Origin of the sequence: Microvirga mediterraneensis, from assembly GCF_013520865.1 — a bacterium.
Taxonomy (GTDB): domain Bacteria; phylum Pseudomonadota; class Alphaproteobacteria; order Rhizobiales; family Beijerinckiaceae; genus Microvirga; species Microvirga mediterraneensis.
This window is the reverse complement of record NZ_JACDXJ010000001.1, coordinates 232,103-251,695: the sequence shown is the minus strand read 5'-3', so window position 1 is coordinate 251,695 and position 19,593 is coordinate 232,103. Positions and strand designations below refer to the sequence as shown.

Genomic DNA, 19,593 nt, shown 5'->3' with positions numbered 1-19,593 from the left:
GCCGGGTTATCGCCTCATGAAACTATCGGGTCCTGCGGCGCAATCGAACGCTGACGTCCTGGCATCTGCAGCATTGTCCTGACCTCGGGAGTCGCCAACAGATCCATGATCCGACGGAAGCCTTGGTCGCTGATCGTGAGGATCATTCCTCCACAGACATCGCCCGAGCCGGAGAATGTGTAGGTCAGGACATTGGCCGGGCGCAGGCCTCCCCGTGTATGGGAGACGAAGCCCTGCAGCGATCCGCGACGGTCGTTGCAACCGTTAAGAATTGCCATGCCGTTGTATTCACCCGCCACGGCGTGCGGGACCATGCGCAATCGGTTCTTGCCATGGAATCCGATTGCAAGGTTCGAACTTGTCAGCGCGACGGCGACATTTTCCTCGAAGTGAAGGTTCCCAACGAACGAGAGGGATGCTCCGGAGCCTCGGAAACAATCGAAGACGGCGATTGCGCTGAGATTGTCCAGGCATATGAAAACGCGGGCGTGATCGTAACCGGGGCCATAGACGTTCGTCCCGATGCGAATGATATTCGCGTGATTGAACGACGTTCTGGCCTCGATCCACCCATGGCCCGATGACTGATCTCTCCCGTCCGGGCCGGCGATGTTGTGAGCTCGCGACGATGTCAGAAAATGCCGGATCGAACCCGTGTCATGGAGGCTTGATCCTCCGGGATCCGTGATCCACCGGGTGCCACGGGCCGTGTACACAAAGGACGAGCAGTTGAAATGACCATTCTCATGGCGCTGCTCGCCGAAGGAAGCACAGAAGTAGCTCCAGTGCGGCTTTCGCTCATAATCCCGGAGGACGACGATGCCGTCCCCTTCGGACGTGAACATCCGTGGACCTGTCGGATAGGACAGCTCCTGTGCCAGTTCGGCATCTGCCAGAAGCGGTCGTCCGTAACTGGAGATCAGCCGTCTCAGCCAGGATGCATGATGATAGCCGCGCGGCGTATCGCCGAGAGGCGGCAGCACTCCGCCGGGGTCGGTCATCCCGACGATGACTTTGAGGCCGGCACTCAGGCGGACGGTCAGGCGCTCTCGAAACTCCCTTGCCTCGGGACTGTCCTTTAGGCTGTGCGCCAAGAGCAATCCGATGGAGATCATCTCAAGCCGGTCATGAAGAGATTGTTCGACTGACGAGCCATCGGGGCCGATCAGCTGCTCGAAGCCAGCGCTGAGTTGGGCGAGAGCGATGGATGCCCAGTAAGACGCCAAGGGAAAGAGAGGATTGGCGCGGGCGACGGCAAGCAACGCACATGCGGTACGCAGCTGAATGAGGGAGGGCGAGAAGATATTCTGGCTTGCGATCTCGGAGAGGGCGAAACCGTATCTTATAATCTCGGCGAAGAGAGCCTGCCGGCGCTTGATATCCTTACCGTTCTTTGAGGCTGCTGTCAGCGCAAGAAGATGCAGAAGCACTTCTGTGCGTGTCGCCATCGACCGCGGATATGTGCTCAAGGCGTCTTTGGGCTCATCCCAGGGGTTGGACCGCACCCAGGACAGCGCAAGGTCCACAGCTCTCGCAGGGCCACCGAGGTCCGGCCGGGTGGCGAGGTCAAGGAGCCACGAAAGGGACTGGAATTCCACGCGCCATGCTGGAGACTTGTAAGGATCTTCCGTCCACTCGAAAGATTCCGGAAGAGGCCAGGGCTCAAGACCGCACAGGGTCAAGCGGCCATCGGTGATCGCCAGCGCTTCCCCGAGCTGGATGGCTCTCAGTCGATCATGGAAGGTGAACAGAGGTCCGAGATTGCTCGGATCGATCGATTTATCGATTAGGCTCGCAGGCATACGCTGAGTTTCAGGATAAACCTGAACGTGGAGGCGATCGTAGACCTTCTCCACGAAGCTAAGCGAATTGGAAATCGCGTCTCCTAGAATGTTCTCAAGCAGGAGATCGTCTCCGATGGAAACCTCAAGAGGAGTGACCAAGCTGATCTGAGATTCATCCTCTGAGACCTGGAAGCCGAGTTCGACTGTTGCCGCACCTGACGGAGGCTCTAGTTCAAGCGTGAAGCGCCTTGCCTGTCGATGGATCGGGATGTCGAGGACGGGCCCGTAGGCCGGTAAGGACGTGATGCCGTCATAGGGAGGGGGGAGTTGCTTGCCCTTGGCATCCCGGAAGATGATCCGGGCCAAGGCTCCATCACTTGCTTTGCCGCTGTTGATCAGTTGCCCACGGACGATGAGCGGATGACCAGGGGCGACACCATAATTCAGCCAGTGCGGCGTCGTACTCAAATTCCACCAGGCGCGGCGTGAAGCCGGTACTGGCTTGTCCTCTGCCTGGAGCCCTGTGGGTTCCGCAGGAGCAGGCAGAGATGTCTGAGCACTTTGACGAACTTTTAGATCGCGGATCGTAAACGGATGCGAGTTGCGCCAGCTGCGGATCGTAAGGGTCAGGTGGCGTGCTGGAGCCGGGATGAAGACATTGAAGAGCACCCGAGCCGAATGGGAATGGTCGCTGCTTCGATCATAATAGGCAGGCCCAGAGATGTAATGGCTATGAGGATCGATCTGCGTCCTGGATAAACCCGGGACATAGGCGAAATCGATACTCGATCCATCCCCCGCCATGAAATCGATGCCGACCGATGCGAAGTCGTGAACGGGCCGCGCTTCCTCTTCCGGATGCCAGGCGATCTCAAATCCGACCTCGCACCAGGTATCGCTAGAAACGTCCCTGACGTCGAAAACAACCCGCGACCAGCGATTATGGTTCGCGACGACGTGAGTGTCGCCATTAGAACCTTCTGCAGCCTGATCTCGTGGAGCCGAGGAAATGTGTCTGACTTCAGGCATGCGGATCTTAAAGCCTTATCGAAGAATTGTGAGGCAGGCGTGTGGAGTTCCACCACGTCAGAGGTGAGAGAAGGGCGCTATGGATGAGCATGACATGCCGGTTACAGGGCCGGGGCGCCTGTACCGCTCTGCCCGCCTAGTTGCCGGTAGCCACTTCGAGAAACAGAGCCATGCGGATCAGCTCGGAAAGGCTCTTCGCTTCCATCTTGGACATCACGTTGGATCGATGGATTTCCACGGTGCGGATGCTGATGTTCAGCTCGTGGGCGATCATCTTATTGGCTTTTCCGGCGACGAGGCCGTCGAGTACCTGGCGCTCCCGCTGAGACAGCGATTGCAGTCTGGCTTGAGTGCGAAGAAGCTCCTGATTCTTACGGACGCTTTTCTCATCGCACACCAATGCGAAGCGCACCACTTCCAAGAAGCGGTCTTCCCGGAAGGGCTTCTCGAGAAAGTCGATGGCTCCCACCTTCATGGCCTCAACCGCGAGAGGAATGTCCGCGTGCCCGGTCATGACGACAACCGGCACATTCAGGCCACGACCATGGAGGCGGCGGATGAACTCCAGGCCGTCGATGCCGGGCATGCGGACATCTGTAACGATGCAACATCTGCCGGGATCTTGAACCTCATCGAGGAATGCTTTCGCGGACTCGTAGACACGAACGTTCAGCCCGGCCGATACCAGCAGAAACGAAAGAGCTTTTCGCACTCCAATGTCATCATCCACCACATACACGATCGGCGTGTTCGACACTGGCCATGTCCTCCATATCGATGGTTCTAAGAGTGAAATGGAAGCTCGTACCCTCGCCGGGAACGGATTCCGCCCAGATCTTGCCGCCGTGAGATTCCACGATCGTCCGGCTGATCGAGAGGCCGACCCCCATGCCACTCTGTTTCGTGGTGGTAAACGGCTTGAACAGGTTCTTCAAGATCTCCGGTGGGATCCCTGACCCTGTATCCTGAATACTGATCTGAACAAGCGATTCAGCCGGCAAAGGCCTCGCTCTGATCGTCAGTTCGCGCTGGCTCACATCCTGCATCGCCTCGATCGCATTGCGGATGAGGTTGAGGAGCACCTGCTGAATCTGGACGCGGTTCACGAAGACCAGTGGGCTGTCCGAGGGAAAGTCGAACTCGACCTTCACTTCCTGCTCCTTGGCACCGACCAATGCCAAAGCGCCAGCCTCCTCGACGAGCCTCTGAAGCCCTTCGATCTGATGCTCGCTGCCTCCGCGGGCGACGAACTCGCGCAGTTGCCGGATGACCTCGCCGGCCCGGAGAGCCTCTTCGGCCGCTTCGTTCACCGCATGCCGGACGAGCGCAATTTTATCACCTTCAATCCCGCTCAGGATCATTCCGCAGCCTTTCAGATAGCTGGTGATCGCCGTCAGGGGCTGGTTGATTTCATGAGCCAGAGTCGATCCCATTTCGCCCAAAGCCGTGAAGCGGGACATGTAAGCGAGTTCGGATTGCAATTCCTGCATCCGGGTTTCGGTTCTCTGGCGCTCGGTCAGGTCACGGATGAAGGCGGTGAAGAACCGTTCGCCATCGGATTCCATCTCGCCGACCTGAACTTCCATGGGGAATGTCGAGCCGTCCTTGCGCTGGGCAACGACCACGCGACCGCTTCCTATGATCCGATGTTCACCTGTCTCACGATAACGACGGATATAGCCGTCATGCTGTTCCCTGTAGGGCAAAGGCATCAAAAACTTGACATTGGTCCCGATGACCTCATCCGGGCGGTAGCCGAACATATGCACGGCAGTGGCACTGAAGGAGCGGATGATGCCGCTCTCATCCGCGACGATCATGGCATCGGGAACGGTTGCGAGAATGGATCGGAGGTGAGCCTCCCTGGTGCGCAACCGCTCCTCGCTGGAGCGCAGGGCATTCTCCGCAAGCTTGCGTTCCGTGATATCCTGAATCGTTCCGATCTTGCGAATGGGCCGGCCGATTTCATCGATCATCGTGCGGCCGATCGCCGTCACCCAGCGCTCATCGCCGGTGTCGGCGCGAAACACCCGGAACGTGCCGCTATAGGTCAGGCTGGCGCCCGGCTCATCGACATAGAATGTTTCTTCCAACTCGTCCTGGTCGTCGGGATGCACGCATCCGAGGACGATCTCGCGGGTGACATCGACACCCGGTCCAAGGCCCAGGATCTGGCGGGCTTCCGGTGTCCATTGGCGACGGCCGGTGACTAGGTCCTGATCCCAGATGCCGAGAGCCGTCGTTTCGATGGCCAGTCGCAGTCGCTCCTCGCTGCTGCGAAGCTTCATCTCGGCCAGACGCTGGTCGTGAATGTCCGTGACCGTCCCGACCCATTCCAGCACGGCGCCGTCTTCGCCCAGGAGCGGCACCGCTCTTGCGAGGACCCAGCGGTACGTCCCGTCCGAGCGCCGAACACGATACTCGAACATGCCAGGGTCCTGGGACGTACGGACAGCCTGCCATTGCGCGAGCAGCTTCTCGCGATCATCCGGATGAACGGCGTCGAGAAACCCGAAGCCCATATAGGCTTCGCGGGACTCGCCGCTGAACGTCTCCCAGCCCCAGACTTTGGTGACAGATCCCTCCGTCGCGGCACGCCAGACGATAGCCGCGCTCGCTTCGATCAGGGCGCGGTACTGCTCTTCGCTTTGGCGGAGACGTTCGGCGGCGGATTTCTGCGCGTGAATATCCGTGACCGTGCCAACCCATTCCTGCACTACGCCACCGGCATCCCGAAGAGGAACGGCTCGCATGAGAACCCACCGGTATTCACCGCTGGGTTGGCGGGCACGATACTCGCTTGTTCCGGGCTGTTCGGACGCGAGCGTCTCGAGCCAGGACGACGTTGCCCGTTCACGATCATCGGGATGAACGTGGTCCAGCCATGCGAAATCTCCGGGATTCATCGCTGAGTGGCTGTGAGGGGTTTCCCAGCCCAACAGGCCGTCGATGATCGAACCGTCCGGCGATGCGCGCCAGACCATCGCGGCGCTCGCTTCGATCAAGGCCCGGTAGCGCTCCTCCTGGGTTTTGAGCGCAGCCTCGGCGGCCATGAAACGGCTGACGTCGCGCGACGTCAGAACATAGTTGCATATGGTCCCGGTTTCATCCTCGACGGCATCAATCGTGACCCTGCATAGAAGATGAACACCTTGCTTCGTTCTGCAGCGCGCCTGATCTCCGAAATGGCCGAGACTCCCGGCCACTCTCAGATCCTGAACGGACTTATTGCGGCTCACGGCATCCGATGGATAGAGGAGCGAGAAATGGAGGCCCAGGACTTCATCCGTCCTCCAACCGTAGATTTGCTCAGCGCCTCTGTTCCACGATATAATGTGTCCTTGAGGGTCGAGCGTGATCAGCGCGAAGTCGCGAATGGCGGTGAGGACGCGACCGGCATCGGCGATCTGTCGGGCATCCTGCCCCGATCGCACATCGACTCTCTTATTTAACGCAGAAGTATGAGTCATTCCCCCCAACCCATGTGCTGCGTCGCGTGCAGAATTTAAACTTAATGGTGAAGAATCGCCGAGGGCAACACCATTGATACGCCCGGCCGACAAGAAATGTCACCGTCGCGATTGCAACAGCGCGCCGAAATCGGCAACCCAAAAAGCAATTGGCGCTGCTGCTATAGTGTCGCGCCAACGAGGGCGTCTAAATTTTCGAGACGTTACAATGTTTAAACGCCGCCAACGCGGCTCGGCCATCCTTCTCGACACGATCCTCAACTGAGCCTCGTCGCGCGAGGCGAGCCGGCTCAAGCTACGGCCCCGGAACGGTGCCCAGGTCAGCCTCGTGCAAGGTTGGCGGGTTAAATGCCTCTTTACCATATTCGCCTGGAGACCACCCTGTGACGGCACCTGTCTATCTGTTCGATCTGGCATCGCGACAGGCTCAATGGCTCGCCGCCCGCCAAACGACGATTTCCGGAAACGTCGCCAACGCCAACACACCGGGCTATCGGGCCAGGGATGTCGAGCCGTTCGCGGACGTTATGGACAAAACCAAGTTGGCCATGGCTGCGACAAACGCCAGCCATATCGGGTTCACCCCGTCAAAAGCCGAAGCGAGCAAGGTCAAGAAGTCGGACAGCTGGGACACGGTCTATTCCAAGAATTCCGTCAGCCTCGAGCAGGAGCTCATCAAGGCTGGTGAGGTCAACCGGCAGCATTCGTTGAATACAAGCATCGTCAAGTCATTCCACCGGATGCTGATGTCAAGCGTAAGGACTTCATGATGATCGACCCCTTGGTTGCATCCAGCAAATTATCGAGCTCGGGCCTGGAGGCCCAATCGTCTCGTCTCCGGGTCATCTCGGAGAACATCGCGAATGCCCAATCGACGGGGCGCACGCCGGGTTCCGATCCCTACACGCGCAAGACGATCACCTTCAAATCCGAGCTCGACCGGACACTCGGCGCAGCTTCGGTGACCGTCAAGGATATCGGGCAGGACGATTCGGCTTTCCCGCTCGAGTACGATCCCGGCAATCCGGCCGCGGATGAGAACGGCATGGTCAAGAAGCCGAACGTCAACACGCTGATCGAAATGGCGGACATGCGCGAAGCCAATCGATCCTACCAGGCGAACCTGCAGATGATGAAGCAGGCCAGAGCCATGATCACTGCAACAATCGATCTCATGAGAGGCTGATATGGTCAGCGCAGTTTCCTCGATCTCCTCAATGATCGATCGCCCATCGGCGGTCGCAGCCATTCCCACCTTCGGCGGGACGCCGGCCGCAGGAGCCGTGGCCGGGGCATCCCAGGCAAGCTTCGGCGACATGATGGCTCAGGTAGCCAATTCCGCCATCGACACCATGAAGGCGGGTGAAGCGGCGTCGATCGCCGGGATCCAAGGCAAGGCCTCGGTGCAGCAGGTCGTCGAGGCGGTGATGTCGGCTGAGCAGACGCTTCAGACGGCCATCGCGATCCGCGACAAGGTCGTCGCGGCCTACCAAGAAATCTCCCGGATGACGATTTAAGGGGACTGAAATGAGAGCGCTCGCGATCGCCGCCACGGGCATGAATGCCCAGCAGCTTAACGTCGAAGTCATCGCCAACAACATCTCGAACGTGAACACCACCGCCTTTAAAGGGGCTCGGGCCGAGTTCACGGACCTGCTCTATCAAGCCGAGCGGTCGCAGGCCATTCCCAACCAGGCCGGATCGAGCCCGGTTCCGGAAGGAGCGATGCTGGGGCTCGGCGTCCGAACGGCGGCGATCCGCAACCTGCATCGTCAGGGATCGCTGACGAATACGTCGAACCAGTTCGACCTTGCCCTGAACGGCCGCGGCTGGTTCCAGGTCAATGCTCCCAGCGGCGAAATCGTCTACACCCGTGCGGGATCGTTCAATAAGGACGGCAACGGGCAGCTCGTCACCCTCGACGGCTACACGCTCAACCCGCCGATCATCGTACCGGCGAACACTCTCGACGTGACGATCAACGAATCCGGCGAGGTGTTTGCGAAGATCGACGGGCAAGCCCAGCCGCAGAATCTCGGTCAGCTTTCGCTTGCGAACTTCGCCAACGATGCGGGCCTGGAGCCGATCGGCAGCAACTACTATCGCGAAACGCTCGCATCCGGCGCCCCGGTGGTGGGCATGCCGTCCGATCCGGGATTCGGGAAGATCCATCAGGGTTATCTCGAGGCTTCCAACGTCGATCCGATCAAGGAGATCACGAACCTGATCTCGGCGCAGCGTGCCTTCGAGATGAATTCGAAGGTCATCCAGGCTGCCGACGATATGGCCGGAACCGTGTCCAAGGGCATCCGCTAAGGGCGAAAGCCGGGTGAAAGATTCATGAAGCATCTCGTCCATATTGCTCTCGCGGCGAGCGTCATGGCGCTGGCGGCCCCCTGGGCCGCCATGGCTGAAGAGCGAATCCTCCCGGTTCCTTCGGTGACCATTTATCCCGGCGACACGATCAACGAGTCTATGCTCAAGGATCGCGCGTTTCCGGAGAACTATCGCTATCGGACGGCCGTCATCGAGTCGCCGCGGGTTCTCACCGGCAAGATGGCTCGTCGGACCCTTCTGCCCGGGGAGCCGATTCCGATGAATGCCGTCGACGACCCGAAGCTCGTGACACGGGGTACGCAGACGCAGATCGTGTTCGAGGAAGGCGGATTGTCGATCATGGGGATCGGTATCCCGCTTCAGTCCGGTACTCTGGGTGAAACCATCCAGGTCAAGAACGTCGACAGCGGCCGGATCATCACTGGCCGGGTTCAGCCCGACGGTCGGGTTCGGATCGGATTCTGATGATGCTCCGTGCGATTCTTTTTCTCCTCGCCGTTCTGGTCTCGCTCCAGAGCCACGCTGCGACACGCATCAAGGATGTGGCCTCCGTTCAAGGTGTGCGCGACAACCAGCTCATCGGGTATGGCCTCGTCATGGGCCTCCAGGGAACGGGCGATACGCTTCGCAACTCCCAGTTTACCGAGCAGTCGCTCCAATCGATGCTCGACCGCATGGGCGTCAATGTCCGCGACATCAACCTGCGGACCCGCAACGTCGCGGCCGTCATCGTTACGGCGGACCTTCCAGCTTTCGTCGGATCCGGATCGCGCATCGACGTGACGGTTACGTCCATGGGCGATGCCACCTCCCTGAAGGGCGGCACCCTGATGCTCACCGCCCTACAGGGCGGCGATGGGCAGGTTTATGCCGTCGCGCAAGGTGCGATCGCCGTTTCGGGATTCTCCGCCCAGGGGCAGGCCGAGACGCTGACTTCGGGCGTCGCGACCGCTGGGCGTATTCCGAACGGCGCCCTGATCGAGCGGGAGGTCCAAGGCGGCTTCAATGCCATGGGACCGCTGGCCTTCGAACTCAAGAACCCCGACTACAAGACCGCGACGCTGATCACGGATGCAATCAACCTTTATGCGCAGCAGCGTTACGGCGTTCGCGTGGCGTCTCCGCGCGATTTTCGCACCGTTCTCCTGCAGAAGCCGAAGAATGTGGCGGCGACCCGTTTCATCGCCGAGTTGGGAGATCTCGAGATCAGGCCGGATACGCCGGCCAGGATCGTCGTGGACCAGCGGACCGGGACGGTCGTGATCGGAAAGAACGTGCAGATCTCCACGGTTGCGATCACCCATGGAGCCTTGACGATCCGCGTGACGGAAACCCCTGAAGTCTCTCAACCCGATCCGTTCTCCATGGGCCAGACCGTGGTCGTGCCGCGCACTCAGATCACAGCCGCGGAGGAGAGGGTGCCGCTCGCCATCGTTCGCGGAGCCGACCTCCAGACCCTCGTCAAGGGACTCAACCAGATGGGCCTCAAACCGTCCGACGTCATCGCCATTCTCCAGGCCGTCAAGACGGCCGGGGCACTTCAAGCGGAACTGGTGATCCAATGACCGAATCCACGATCATCAAGACTCTCAAGTCGACGGCCATTGCCGCCGGGCTGCTCCTCGGGGCAGGCGCGCATCACGCTGCAACGGCGCAGGAAGTCAAGGCTGACGCCAAGTCCAGCCAGTATTGTGCCAGCATTGCGGATGCTGCCTCCGACGCACGCTTCGCACTCCAGAAGCAGGCTCTCGCCGACATGGAGAAGGAGATCGAGGGCCGGATCAAAGTGCTCGAAGCCAAGCGCGCCGAATATGAGGAATGGCTGCGTCGCCGGAACGAAGTCCTGACGAAGGCCGACGAGACCATCGTCCTGATCTATTCGCGCATGCGCCCGGATGCGGCGGCCTTGCAGCTCACCAATATGGATGAAGAGATAGCCGCCGCTGTCATCGCAAGGCTCAATCCTCGCGTCGCCAGTGCCGTTCTGAACGAAATGGAACCGGCCCGCGCCGCGCAATTGGCGAATGTCATCACCGATGCTCCCAAGCGGGACAAGAATACCGTGAGGCAGAATTGAAACACCTTTTACTGATTGCCGGGCTGTGCTTCCTCGGCGCTTGCGCAACGCGGCCGGAGGAGATTGGGCGTGAACCGGGAATGACGCCGGTCGGGTCCGGTGTCCTCGTCGACCGTGAGCCGCTTCCCCATCTCTTCAAAGCGAATGGGCCGACGGCGGCGAATTCCACCTGGAGCAATGCCAGCGCGGACCTCTTCACGAGCCCGCGCGCGCGACAGGTCGGCGATATCGTCACCGTCAACATCCAAATCGACGACAAAGCCCAGTTCGACAACGCGAGCGACCGGTCGAGAAAATCCTCGATTGGGGCGGGCCTGGATTATGCGTTCTCCTTCAAAGGATGGAATGCCGACGGCACCGGAGATTTCGGCGTCAATTCGTCGTCGTCCTCGGCCGGGCAGGGAACCATCGACCGGTCGGAGAAGCTACGCCTTTCCGTGGCCGCCGTCGTCAACGAGGTTCTGCCGAACGGAAATGTCGTCATCAGCGGATCGCAGGAAGTGCGCGTAAACTACGAACTCCGCATTCTGAACATTGCCGGGATCGTGCGGCCGAGGGACATCTCGCCGAAGAACACGATCAGCTACGACAAGATTGCCGAGGCTCGGGTTTCCTATGGTGGCCGCGGACGCCTCATGGAAGTTCAGCAACCCGCCTACGGACAGCAGATCTACGATGTCGTGGCGCCTTTCTAAGTAGACCACCAGGACGAGAGAAGAATGGCCAAGGCCCTACAACTTCCTGCGCCCGCCGGCAGCTCGCCGAGCAAAGAAGGATCGCTCCGATGGCTCCTGACGCTCGGACTGCTGACCCTCCTGTCCGCGGCCATCGGAGGCGGATTCGGCCTGGTCATGGTCTCGGGGATCGAGCGTCAGGTCGAGGAAAAGTACAAGGCCCTGCCGCAGAAGACCGAGGTCGCAAGCCCCTACAAGGGCAACATCGCGATCAAGAAACTGGCGGCCGTCGTGACCAACCTGGCAGGCTCGGCAAGCGACTGGGTCAGGCTGGAAGCATCCATCGTATACCGTTCTGGTGAGGAAGAGCACCCGGACGTGCTGGCATCGGAGACGCGACAGGACATCCTGGCCTATATGCGCACCGTATCTCTGGCGCAGATTCAGGGACCGAGCGGCCTCCTCCATTTGCGTGAGGATCTCAACGAGCGCGCGAGATTGCGCTCGAAAGGCGTGATCCAGGAGCTGGTGCTTGAAACCCTGGTCGTACAATAGAACGAAACCATTGCGGCATTCGCCGGCCTGTTACGCGAATGCCTTTCCATATTTCTGAAAGACATAGTGACCGATGCCCTTTCGTTTCATCTTCACCGGCGCATTCCTCCTGACGGCAACAAGCGCTCACGCGCAGATCGCCGGCCTCGAATCGCTCATCCCCGCCGGCGATGGCGCAGTCAGCGGCAGGATCATCCAGCTCGTCGTTCTCCTGACCGTGCTGTCTCTGGCGCCCGGCCTGCTGATCATGGTGACCAGCTTCACCCGGTTCGTGGTCGCTTTCTCGTTCCTGCGTTCTGGATTGGGGCTCCAGAGCACGCCCGCCAATCTCTTCCTGATCAGCCTGTCCCTGTTCATGACCTTCTTCGTCATGGGGCCGACCTTCGACCGGGCTTGGAACGACGGGGTCAGGCCCCTGACGGAGAACCAGATTTCCGAGGCGGAGGCGTTTACCAGGACGACGGAGCCCTTCCGCGAGTTCATGATGACACATGTGCGGCCCAAGGACCTCCAGATGTTCAGCGATCTGGCGGCCGTCAACTATCCCCGGCCCAGCGAGGGCGAGAAGATCGATCTTCGGATTCTGATCCCGGCCTTCATGATCTCCGAGCTGCGGCGCGGCTTCGAGATCGGCTTCCTGATCGCGTTGCCCTTCCTCGTCATCGACATGATCGTGGCGACCCTGGTGATGTCCATGGGCATGATGATGATGCCTCCGACCGTTCTGGCCTTGCCGTTCAAGATCCTGTTCTTCGTCCTGATCGACGGGTGGAACATCCTGGTGAGCGGCCTCGTTCGATCATATTTCTGACTGACCCAAATCCTGCAAAGCAGGAAAATGGATGATCGGCGGAGAGGCAGCAACCTTCGCACAAGGTTGACGACGCAAAAGTGATCTCGACACCTCTTACCAGTACCGAGATTCTCTATGCCTGGTCGTCAGCACGCCGAAAGATTGTGGAGTAGTTTGATGCAGCTTGGCGCCCGTCGCCTGGCTGCCTTGGCGGCGATCGGCCTCGCCGTCTTCCTGTCCGTCGGCATCGGCACCTACTATCTCAGCCGGCCGGCGCAGGAGATGCTCTATACGGGGCTCGACCGCGAGGACGTCGGGCGGATGGGAGCGGTCCTGAAGGATGCCGGCATCCCCTTCGATGTGAGCACCGATGGAACGGCTCTCCTCGTCAGCTACGGCAATACGGCCCAGGCCCGCATGCTGCTGGCCGAGAAGGGGCTGCCGCACAGCACGAAATCCGGCTACGAGCTCTTCAACGATCTCGGCTCCCTGGGCCTCACGTCCTTCATGCAGGAAGTCACCAAGGTGCGGGCCCTCGAAGGCGAGCTCGCCCGGACCATCCAGGGCATGAAGGGCATCAAGGCGGCGCGTGTCCACATCGTCCTTCCGGATCGCGGCTCGTTCCGCCGCGAGCAGCAGCCGCCCTCGGCCTCCGTCGTCATTCGCACGGTGCCGTCTGACGATGCCTCGTCCGCGCAGGCCATCCGGCACCTCGTCGCGGCCGCCATTCCCGGCATGGCTGTCGACAAGGTCACCGTCATGAACACGGACGGGACGCTCCTGATGTCCGGCGACGATGCCGCCAACGCCTCGACGGGCAAGATGGCTCGCCTCGAGAAGACGGTCGGCCTCGAAATCCAGGACAATGTGCGCCGCACGCTCGCGCCCTATCTCGGCACCGGCAACTTCGAGGTCAGCGTGGCCGCTCGCCTGAGCACGGACAAGGTCAGCACCAACGAGACGATCTTCAATCCTGAATCGAAGGTCGAGCGTTCGACCCGGACGATCAAGGAAACCGAGGTCTCGCAGAACAAGAGCGGCCAGAAGCCTACCACGGTCCAGCAGAACCTGCCGGACGAGAACGTCCGGAGCGAATCGGGCGACAGCTCGAGCGAGGACAACCAGCGGCGCGAAGAGCTGACGAACTACGAGATTTCGTCGAAGACGATCCAGACGATCAGCGACGGCTACCAGATCAAGAACCTGTCCGTTGCCGTCCTGGTGAACAGGTCCCGAATCACGTCGCTTCTCGGCGAGAATGCGACTCCGGCCGAGATGGACGCCAAGGTCGCCGAGATCGAGCAGCTCGTATCCTCGGCCGCAGGCTTCAGCAAGAATCGCGGTGATCAGATCAAGGTGGCCGCCGTCAGCTTCGTCGACGACGGCGGCATGCTTCAGCCGGTTCAGGGCCCGTCTCTGACCGAGATTCTCATGCGCCAGTTCGGCACGGTCGTGAACGCCCTGACGATCCTCGCCCTGTGCGCCATGATGATCTGGTTCGGCCTGCGTCCCGCCGTCCGCATGCTCATGGCCCGCCATCAGGCCGAGCTTGAGCTCCAGCGCGAACAGGCGGCCGCCTTGGCTGCGGCCGAGGCTGAAGAGGCTCTCGAATCCAGCAGGGAGACTGCCCTGCAGGTGGCGTCCGAGCTGGACGAGCAGAACCTGATCGAGATGCCGAGGACGCCGCAGCGCAAGCTGGAGCAGATCATCGAGCTGAGTGAGGAGCAGGCCGCCGCCGTTCTGAAGCAGTGGCTCGGCCGGGAGGCCGCGTAATGGCCGGGACCCTCGCCAGCCTCCTGACCGATTTTTCGAGCCCGGCCGCGGGAGCTCCTTCGGGGATCAGCCTTCTTCGCTCCGTCAAGATCGCGTCTGAGCCAAGCCCGGAGCCGCCGCAGCCGCCTATCGTCGATCGACAAGCGGAGATCGCGGCCTCGATCGAGGCGCGCGTGAGGGCCGAGGAAAGAGAGATCGCGCGCAAGGAGCTTGAGGACGTCCTGGCGGCCGAGAAAATCCGCCACTTGGAGGACATGAACGAGCAGCGTGCGATCTGGGTCGAGCAGCAGGCGCAGCAACTCTCGGATCAGATCTCAACGGCGGTCGGTCGCATCGAGGGCGACCTCTCGGAGAAGGTCGCCAACATCCTCAGGCCATTCCTTGCCGAGGCCTATCGCCAGCAGGCGCTCGCAGAGTTCAAAGAGGTCCTCACGACATTGCTGTCCGGCAATGACGCACGCCTTCTGAATGTCTCCGGGCCGGAAGATCTGCTCGTGTCGCTGCAGGCAAGTCTCGGGAATTCCGGGAGGCTGATCGAGGTTACGCCAAGCGAGCATGTCGAGGTGAGCGCGACGGCGCAGGATACACTTGCTCAAACGCAATTGAGCGCCTGGTCGGCCCGACTGTTCCAGGCCTTGGAAGGCTGACGATCGATGGCGAGTTCAAACAAACAGGAGATCGTCATCGTTCGTAGAAGCGACGATGGCGAAGATGTCGTCAAGGGTGGCGCATGGAAGATCGCACATGCGGATTTCATGACGGCCATGATGGCGTTCTTCCTCGTGATGTGGCTCATCGGCATGACCGATGAGGAAACACGCAGCGGCGTCGCCAACTATTTCAATCCGGTGCAGCTCGCGGAGTCGACCCCGAACAAGAAGGGGCTCGACGATCCGCAGAACGTGCCGCCGGACAATGAGACGGACAACACCAAGGACGGCAAGGAGAAGGGGAGCGGCGAAGGAACCGGCGGGAAGTCCCACCAGCTACGAAAGCCGCGATTCAAGGAGGGGGCCCTCTTTCAAGATCCTTATGCCGTGCTCGCCAGGATTGCCGATGAGGCTGATGTGACCCCTTACGATACGCTCGGCGCAGACGCGACGCCAGGCGATACGGAGGTTCCTGGCCTCAAGGCGGGCGAAGCTTTCAGGGACCCATTCGACCCTCTGTATTGGCAGGTCGCACCGGTCGACGAACTGAAGACGGACACTAAGCCGAAGCCTGGAACGGCCGCGCCAGCTCCTCCGAAGGCCATCATGGATGTGGTCGCAGCTCTGAGCCAGAAAGCTCCGGCCGGAACTCGGCCCGAGCCTAAGACCACCGCGCCGGCGCCAACACCGAACGGCACTTCGCCCGATGCGGCAGGACAATCTGCAAACAGCGATGCGAGCGTGGCAAGTGCGGCCGATCTGAAGGCGGCGGAGCTCAAGCGGGACATCATGAAAGCCGTTCAGCCGACCAAGGACTCGTCGCCGCAGCCGCGCATCGACGTCCGCCGGACCGGTGCGGGAACGTTGATCAGCCTGACGGACAATTTCGACTTCACGATGTTTGCCGTGGGCTCGGCCGAGCCCCATGCCAAAGTCGTCCGGGCCATGGCCGAGATCGCGAAGATTCTGCAGTCGCGTCCGGGGAAGATCGTCATACGGGGGCATACGGATGCCCGGCCCTTCAAATCGGCCAACTACGATAACTGGCGGCTGTCTCAGGCGCGGGCTCAGATGGCTCTGTACATGCTCGTTCGCGGCGGGCTGAACGAGAGTCGAATCGTGCGGGTCGAGGGGCATGCGGATCGGGATCCAAAGATCCCGAGCGATCCGAACGCGGATCAGAATCGCCGGGTCGAGATCCTGTTGCAGGAGTGATCACGATGAAAGGTCGTTCATTCTCTTTCATTGCGATGTTCGTGTTCCTCGGCGCAGGTGCCGCTATGGCGGAGAGCGCGGGACCCTCTGAAGCCCATGCAGAGCAGAAGGTCGAGGCCGTCGGCATCCCCAGCCCGGTGCAGCTCGTGAGAACGTTGCACCTGATGCAGGACCAGATTGCGGTCGGCTCGATGGAGGCACACGTCGCGCAGCGGGGGCTGCTGGGGATTCTGGATGACAGGTTCATGAACCTGGAGCCCGAGACCTGGCAAACGAGCAAGAACGTGCAGGCGGCCGTATCCTTCGTCCTCAGTGGCGGAAATCCGGCCATCCTGAGAAAGCTCCTGGAACTGGGCTCGTCCGTGATCGGAGAGAGCGAACGGCCCCTGGTCGAAGGTGCACTCGCTTATGTCGAGGGCCGGGAGGATGCTGCGCAGAGCGCACTCGCATCCGTGGATCCCCGCTCCCTTCCTCCCATGCTGGGAGCGCAGCTCGCCTTGACTCAATCGGCACTCGTGGTGCGCAAGAACGCGGCGAAATCCGACGAGTTGCTGGATTTCGCCCGGCTGCAGGCGCCCGGGACCCTCCTCGAAGAGGCTGCCCTGAGACGGCAGGTCTTTGTTGCCAGCCAGACCGGCAAGATGGAGAAGTTCCAGTCGCTGGCCACCGATTACCTGCGGCGATACCGCCACTCGATCTATGCCGGCAACTTCCGCCAGCGCTTGGCCGCCGCTCTGACCCGAATCGATTTCGGCAAGGAAGCGTCACGCTTCGACGGCCTCGTGGCGATGATGTCCGAGCTTGAGCCCGAGGCAAGGCGCGATCTGTATCTTCTGGCATCGCGTTCCTCGATCGAACAGGGCTTTACCACATCGGCCCAATTGCTGGCCGACAAGGCCGGGGAGCTGGCCGGATCGGACCAGGCAAGCGGGACAAGGGCAAAGCTCTACCGAGCAGCCTCGCTGATCACGTCGCCGCAATTCATCGATGGCGCCGTCAATGATCTCCGCAGCATCGACAGGTCGAATCTCGCGGCGAACGACCTGAGCCTGCTGGATTCTGCCCTCGCGATGGCGGATCAGATTCGACGAGTGCCTGACCTTCAATCCCGGCCTGCCACTCCGGCGAAGCCGGAAGTGACGAAGGTCGCCTCGGAGGGACAGGTGAGCGCCTCCACCCCTGTGCAAGGGCTGGAACAGCTTCAGGCCTTATCCAAGGCACGTGACGCCCTGAGCCGCGTCGACAAGTTGATCAAGAACTAGGCGTTAGCAAGCTGATGAGCCGATTAGACCTTCTGTCACAGACAACGCCGAGGCTTGTGGACACGCAGTCGCGCAACCCGTCTCCGGGTTCGGACAATCAGGGGAGCGCTGGAAGTGCTGCGACCTCCGATTTCGGATCGCTCCTGGACGGGTTCTCCGGAAAGCCGCCACGAGACGGTGTGGGGCCATCCCAGATCGAAGCCGTTCTCGTGGGCGCCGAGGGGGACAAGGCGCTCTCGATGGCGGGAGAGGCCGACGCCGATCCGTTGCAGGATCTCCTGCCCGAGGTGCCTCCGCGCGAGGGTTCCGAAGATGGTTCGGCTCCTGACGCTGGCAGTTCCACCTTTGCGATCCTCGAAAATCTCCTTCCCCGTATTCTGGCGCGAACGGCCAATGGAAATCATGCCGATCCAGGGCGTTCCGGAGCCTCCTTCGCGTCGCCTTCCCTGGCCATGATGCAACAGGAACTGGAGAATTTGAGTCCGGCGAATTCAGGACTGGGATCGAAGCTCGCCGTATCGGTTCAAAACCAGGAATCTCATTTCAAGCCCATCATCGAAGGCCTGAGCAGTGCCCCGATGGAATCGGGACTGCCCTTCTCAACGGAGGAGACCGGACAGACATCCGTGAACCTTCTTCAGGAGAAAGCCAAAAGCGTTGGCTTGAAGGGCCTGCAGCCCGAAAATACCGATGAGGCTCTCCAGGCCTCAGCGGAGACGGCTGCCGATGCAGAGGCCGCAGCAAAGAGTGAAGAACGCGCAACCGTCAGAAGCACGATCTCGGATCGCATGACGGAACGGACGGACGTCCAGAAGCAGGCGCCGATCAATGGGGCGAAAACCGAACCCGCCTCTCTCCCGTCCTCCACGCTTCAGCAGCTTGCAAGATCCATCGTCGAGGATGCCAGGGGGATATCCGAACCTCAGCATCCCTCCTTCCAGCATGATGGTTTGAACCGGGTCGCCACGGCAAGAGCCTCCGCGGGTGTTCTCAGGGTCCTGGATCTCCAGTTGAAGCCGGCGGAACTCGGCCTCGTGACGATCAGAATGCGGCTTTCAGGCGACAGCATCGAAATGGAAATCCAGGCTCAGCACGAGGACACGGCGGAGCTTCTGCGAAACGATGCAGACAAGCTGTCCAGCCTTCTTCGCGTGTCGGGCTATCGTCCCGACCTGATCAACATCCAATCTGCCGAATCTGCCTCCCATGACCGCTCATCGTTCCACCGTCCGCAACAGGGAAGCATGGGAGGCCAGTCCTTCGATCAGGGCGCGGCTGCGGGTCAGGGCAACTCCTCCCGCCATCAGGGAGACCGCTACGGCGGCAGCAGGCGGGAGATCCATCAGGATGGGAGCGAAGGTCTGGCTTCTGGCGGCGGCCGCGCTGGCGGGGTCTATCTCTAGCGCCTGTGTGGCCACTCCGGCTTTCGCCCAGGCGCCTTCCGGCCTGTGCGAACGGGAGATGATGCGCGCTTCATCGAAATACGGAGTGCCGATCGGCATGCTCTACTCGGTCGGCCTCACCGAGACGGGTCGGCGCGGCAGCCTGCAGCCTTATGCCATGAATGTCGAAGGCAAGGCTGTGTTCTCCAACAGCGCAGCCGAGGCGATGCAGCGTTTCGAAGAGGCGAGCCGCAGTGGCGCGAAACTCATCGATCTCGGCTGCATGCAGATCAACCACCTCTACCATCGTGAGAACTTCCCGTCTCTGGCGAGCATGCTGGATCCGCGCATGAACGTGGAATACGCAGCCCGCTTTCTCAGGGAGCTCAAGACGCGTCACGAGACCTGGACGATGGCCGTCGCGCGCTATCACGCCGGCCCGAACAACGATCCGGCCCAGAAGCGATATGTCTGCCGCGTGATCGCCAACATGGTCGCAACCGGCTTCGGTCAGTGGACGCCGGGAGCCAGGACCTTCTGCGCGGACGCGCCGGGTCTGAGCAGCGGGCAGACGGCCTCGGACGGCTGAACC

Annotated in this window: 19 protein-coding genes; 16 read left to right on the top strand and 3 right to left on the bottom strand. The window is 61.0% G+C overall.

What is annotated here, in order from left to right; translation table 11 throughout:
- Positions 1-14 precede the first annotated feature (14 nt).
- The 3 genes from H0S73_RS01190 to H0S73_RS26315 all read right to left on the bottom strand — a co-directional run bounded on the left by H0S73_RS01190 (position 15) and on the right by H0S73_RS26315 (position 6,376).
- The gene (locus H0S73_RS01190) at positions 15-2,813 is read right to left on the bottom strand and encodes a heparinase II/III domain-containing protein (RefSeq protein WP_181050436.1); all 2,799 of its coding nucleotides are present in this window, start codon (positions 2,811-2,813) and stop codon (positions 15-17) included.
- A 136-nt stretch (positions 2,814-2,949) separates the two neighbouring features.
- Positions 2,950-3,570: a response regulator FixJ gene (gene fixJ, locus H0S73_RS01185; protein ID WP_181050435.1), complete on the bottom strand. Its 621-nt coding sequence runs from the start codon at positions 3,568-3,570 to the stop codon at positions 2,950-2,952.
- A complete protein-coding gene (locus tag H0S73_RS26315; RefSeq protein ID WP_181050434.1) occupies positions 3,536-6,376 on the bottom strand; it encodes a PAS domain-containing sensor histidine kinase in 2,841 nt (946 codons plus the stop codon). The genes fixJ and H0S73_RS26315 overlap by 35 nt, the downstream gene beginning before the upstream one ends.
- Positions 6,377-6,666: 290 nt before the next feature.
- Between H0S73_RS26315 and flgB the strand changes: the two genes are divergently transcribed.
- The 16 genes from flgB (at position 6,667) to H0S73_RS01100 (ending at position 19,590) form a co-directional block, all read left to right on the top strand.
- A complete protein-coding gene (gene flgB / locus H0S73_RS01175; RefSeq protein WP_181050433.1) occupies positions 6,667-7,053 on the top strand; it encodes a flagellar basal body rod protein FlgB in 387 nt (128 codons plus the stop codon).
- The gene (gene flgC / locus H0S73_RS01170) at positions 7,053-7,469 is read left to right on the top strand and encodes a flagellar basal body rod protein FlgC (protein ID WP_181050432.1); all 417 of its coding nucleotides are present in this window, start codon (positions 7,053-7,055) and stop codon (positions 7,467-7,469) included. The genes flgB and flgC overlap by 1 nt, the downstream gene beginning before the upstream one ends.
- Position 7,470: 1 nt before the next feature.
- The gene (gene fliE / locus H0S73_RS01165; RefSeq protein ID WP_181050431.1) at positions 7,471-7,800 is read left to right on the top strand and encodes a flagellar hook-basal body complex protein FliE; all 330 of its coding nucleotides are present in this window, start codon (positions 7,471-7,473) and stop codon (positions 7,798-7,800) included.
- Between the two features lie 10 nt (positions 7,801-7,810).
- On the top strand, positions 7,811-8,599 hold the full coding sequence (gene flgG / locus H0S73_RS01160) for a flagellar basal-body rod protein FlgG (RefSeq protein WP_181050430.1): 789 nt from the start codon (positions 7,811-7,813) through the stop codon (positions 8,597-8,599).
- 24 nt (positions 8,600-8,623) lie between these two features.
- Entirely contained in the window at positions 8,624-9,085 is a 462-nt protein-coding gene (gene flgA / locus H0S73_RS01155; RefSeq protein WP_181050429.1) for a flagellar basal body P-ring formation chaperone FlgA, read from the top strand.
- The gene (gene flgI, locus H0S73_RS01150) at positions 9,085-10,185 is read left to right on the top strand and encodes a flagellar basal body P-ring protein FlgI (RefSeq protein ID WP_425488167.1); all 1,101 of its coding nucleotides are present in this window, start codon (positions 9,085-9,087) and stop codon (positions 10,183-10,185) included. Before flgA ends, flgI begins: the two co-directional genes overlap by 1 nt.
- On the top strand, positions 10,182-10,697 hold the full coding sequence (locus H0S73_RS01145) for a MotE family protein (protein ID WP_181050427.1): 516 nt from the start codon (positions 10,182-10,184) through the stop codon (positions 10,695-10,697). The genes flgI and H0S73_RS01145 overlap by 4 nt, the downstream gene beginning before the upstream one ends.
- Positions 10,694-11,392 carry a flagellar basal body L-ring protein FlgH gene (gene flgH / locus H0S73_RS01140; protein ID WP_181050426.1) on the top strand — a complete coding sequence of 233 codons (699 nt, stop codon included), beginning with the start codon at positions 10,694-10,696 and terminating at the stop codon, positions 11,390-11,392. Before H0S73_RS01145 ends, flgH begins: the two co-directional genes overlap by 4 nt.
- Before the next feature lie 24 nt (positions 11,393-11,416).
- On the top strand, positions 11,417-11,926 hold the full coding sequence (locus H0S73_RS01135; RefSeq protein ID WP_181050425.1) for a flagellar basal body-associated FliL family protein: 510 nt from the start codon (positions 11,417-11,419) through the stop codon (positions 11,924-11,926).
- Between the two features lie 73 nt (positions 11,927-11,999).
- Positions 12,000-12,737: a flagellar type III secretion system pore protein FliP gene (fliP, locus tag H0S73_RS01130; RefSeq protein WP_181050424.1), complete on the top strand. Its 738-nt coding sequence runs from the start codon at positions 12,000-12,002 to the stop codon at positions 12,735-12,737.
- Positions 12,738-12,854: 117 nt separating this feature from the next.
- On the top strand, positions 12,855-14,492 hold the full coding sequence (gene fliF / locus H0S73_RS01125) for a flagellar basal-body MS-ring/collar protein FliF (RefSeq protein WP_181050423.1): 1,638 nt from the start codon (positions 12,855-12,857) through the stop codon (positions 14,490-14,492).
- Positions 14,492-15,139 carry a hypothetical protein gene (locus H0S73_RS01120; protein ID WP_181050422.1) on the top strand — a complete coding sequence of 216 codons (648 nt, stop codon included), beginning with the start codon at positions 14,492-14,494 and terminating at the stop codon, positions 15,137-15,139. Before fliF ends, H0S73_RS01120 begins: the two co-directional genes overlap by 1 nt.
- 6 nt (positions 15,140-15,145) lie before the next feature.
- Positions 15,146-16,357: a MotB family protein gene (locus H0S73_RS01115; RefSeq protein ID WP_181050421.1), complete on the top strand. Its 1,212-nt coding sequence runs from the start codon at positions 15,146-15,148 to the stop codon at positions 16,355-16,357.
- 5 nt (positions 16,358-16,362) lie between these two features.
- The gene (locus H0S73_RS01110; protein ID WP_181050420.1) at positions 16,363-17,619 is read left to right on the top strand and encodes a chemotaxis protein MotC; all 1,257 of its coding nucleotides are present in this window, start codon (positions 16,363-16,365) and stop codon (positions 17,617-17,619) included.
- A gap of 179 nt (positions 17,620-17,798) precedes the next feature.
- Positions 17,799-19,022, top strand: a complete 1,224-nt coding sequence (locus H0S73_RS26220; protein ID WP_181050419.1) for a flagellar hook-length control protein FliK — start codon at positions 17,799-17,801, stop codon at positions 19,020-19,022.
- Positions 18,967-19,590, top strand: a complete 624-nt coding sequence (locus tag H0S73_RS01100) for a transglycosylase SLT domain-containing protein (protein WP_181050418.1) — start codon at positions 18,967-18,969, stop codon at positions 19,588-19,590. Before H0S73_RS26220 ends, H0S73_RS01100 begins: the two co-directional genes overlap by 56 nt.
- The last annotated feature ends 3 nt before the right edge of the window (positions 19,591-19,593 follow it).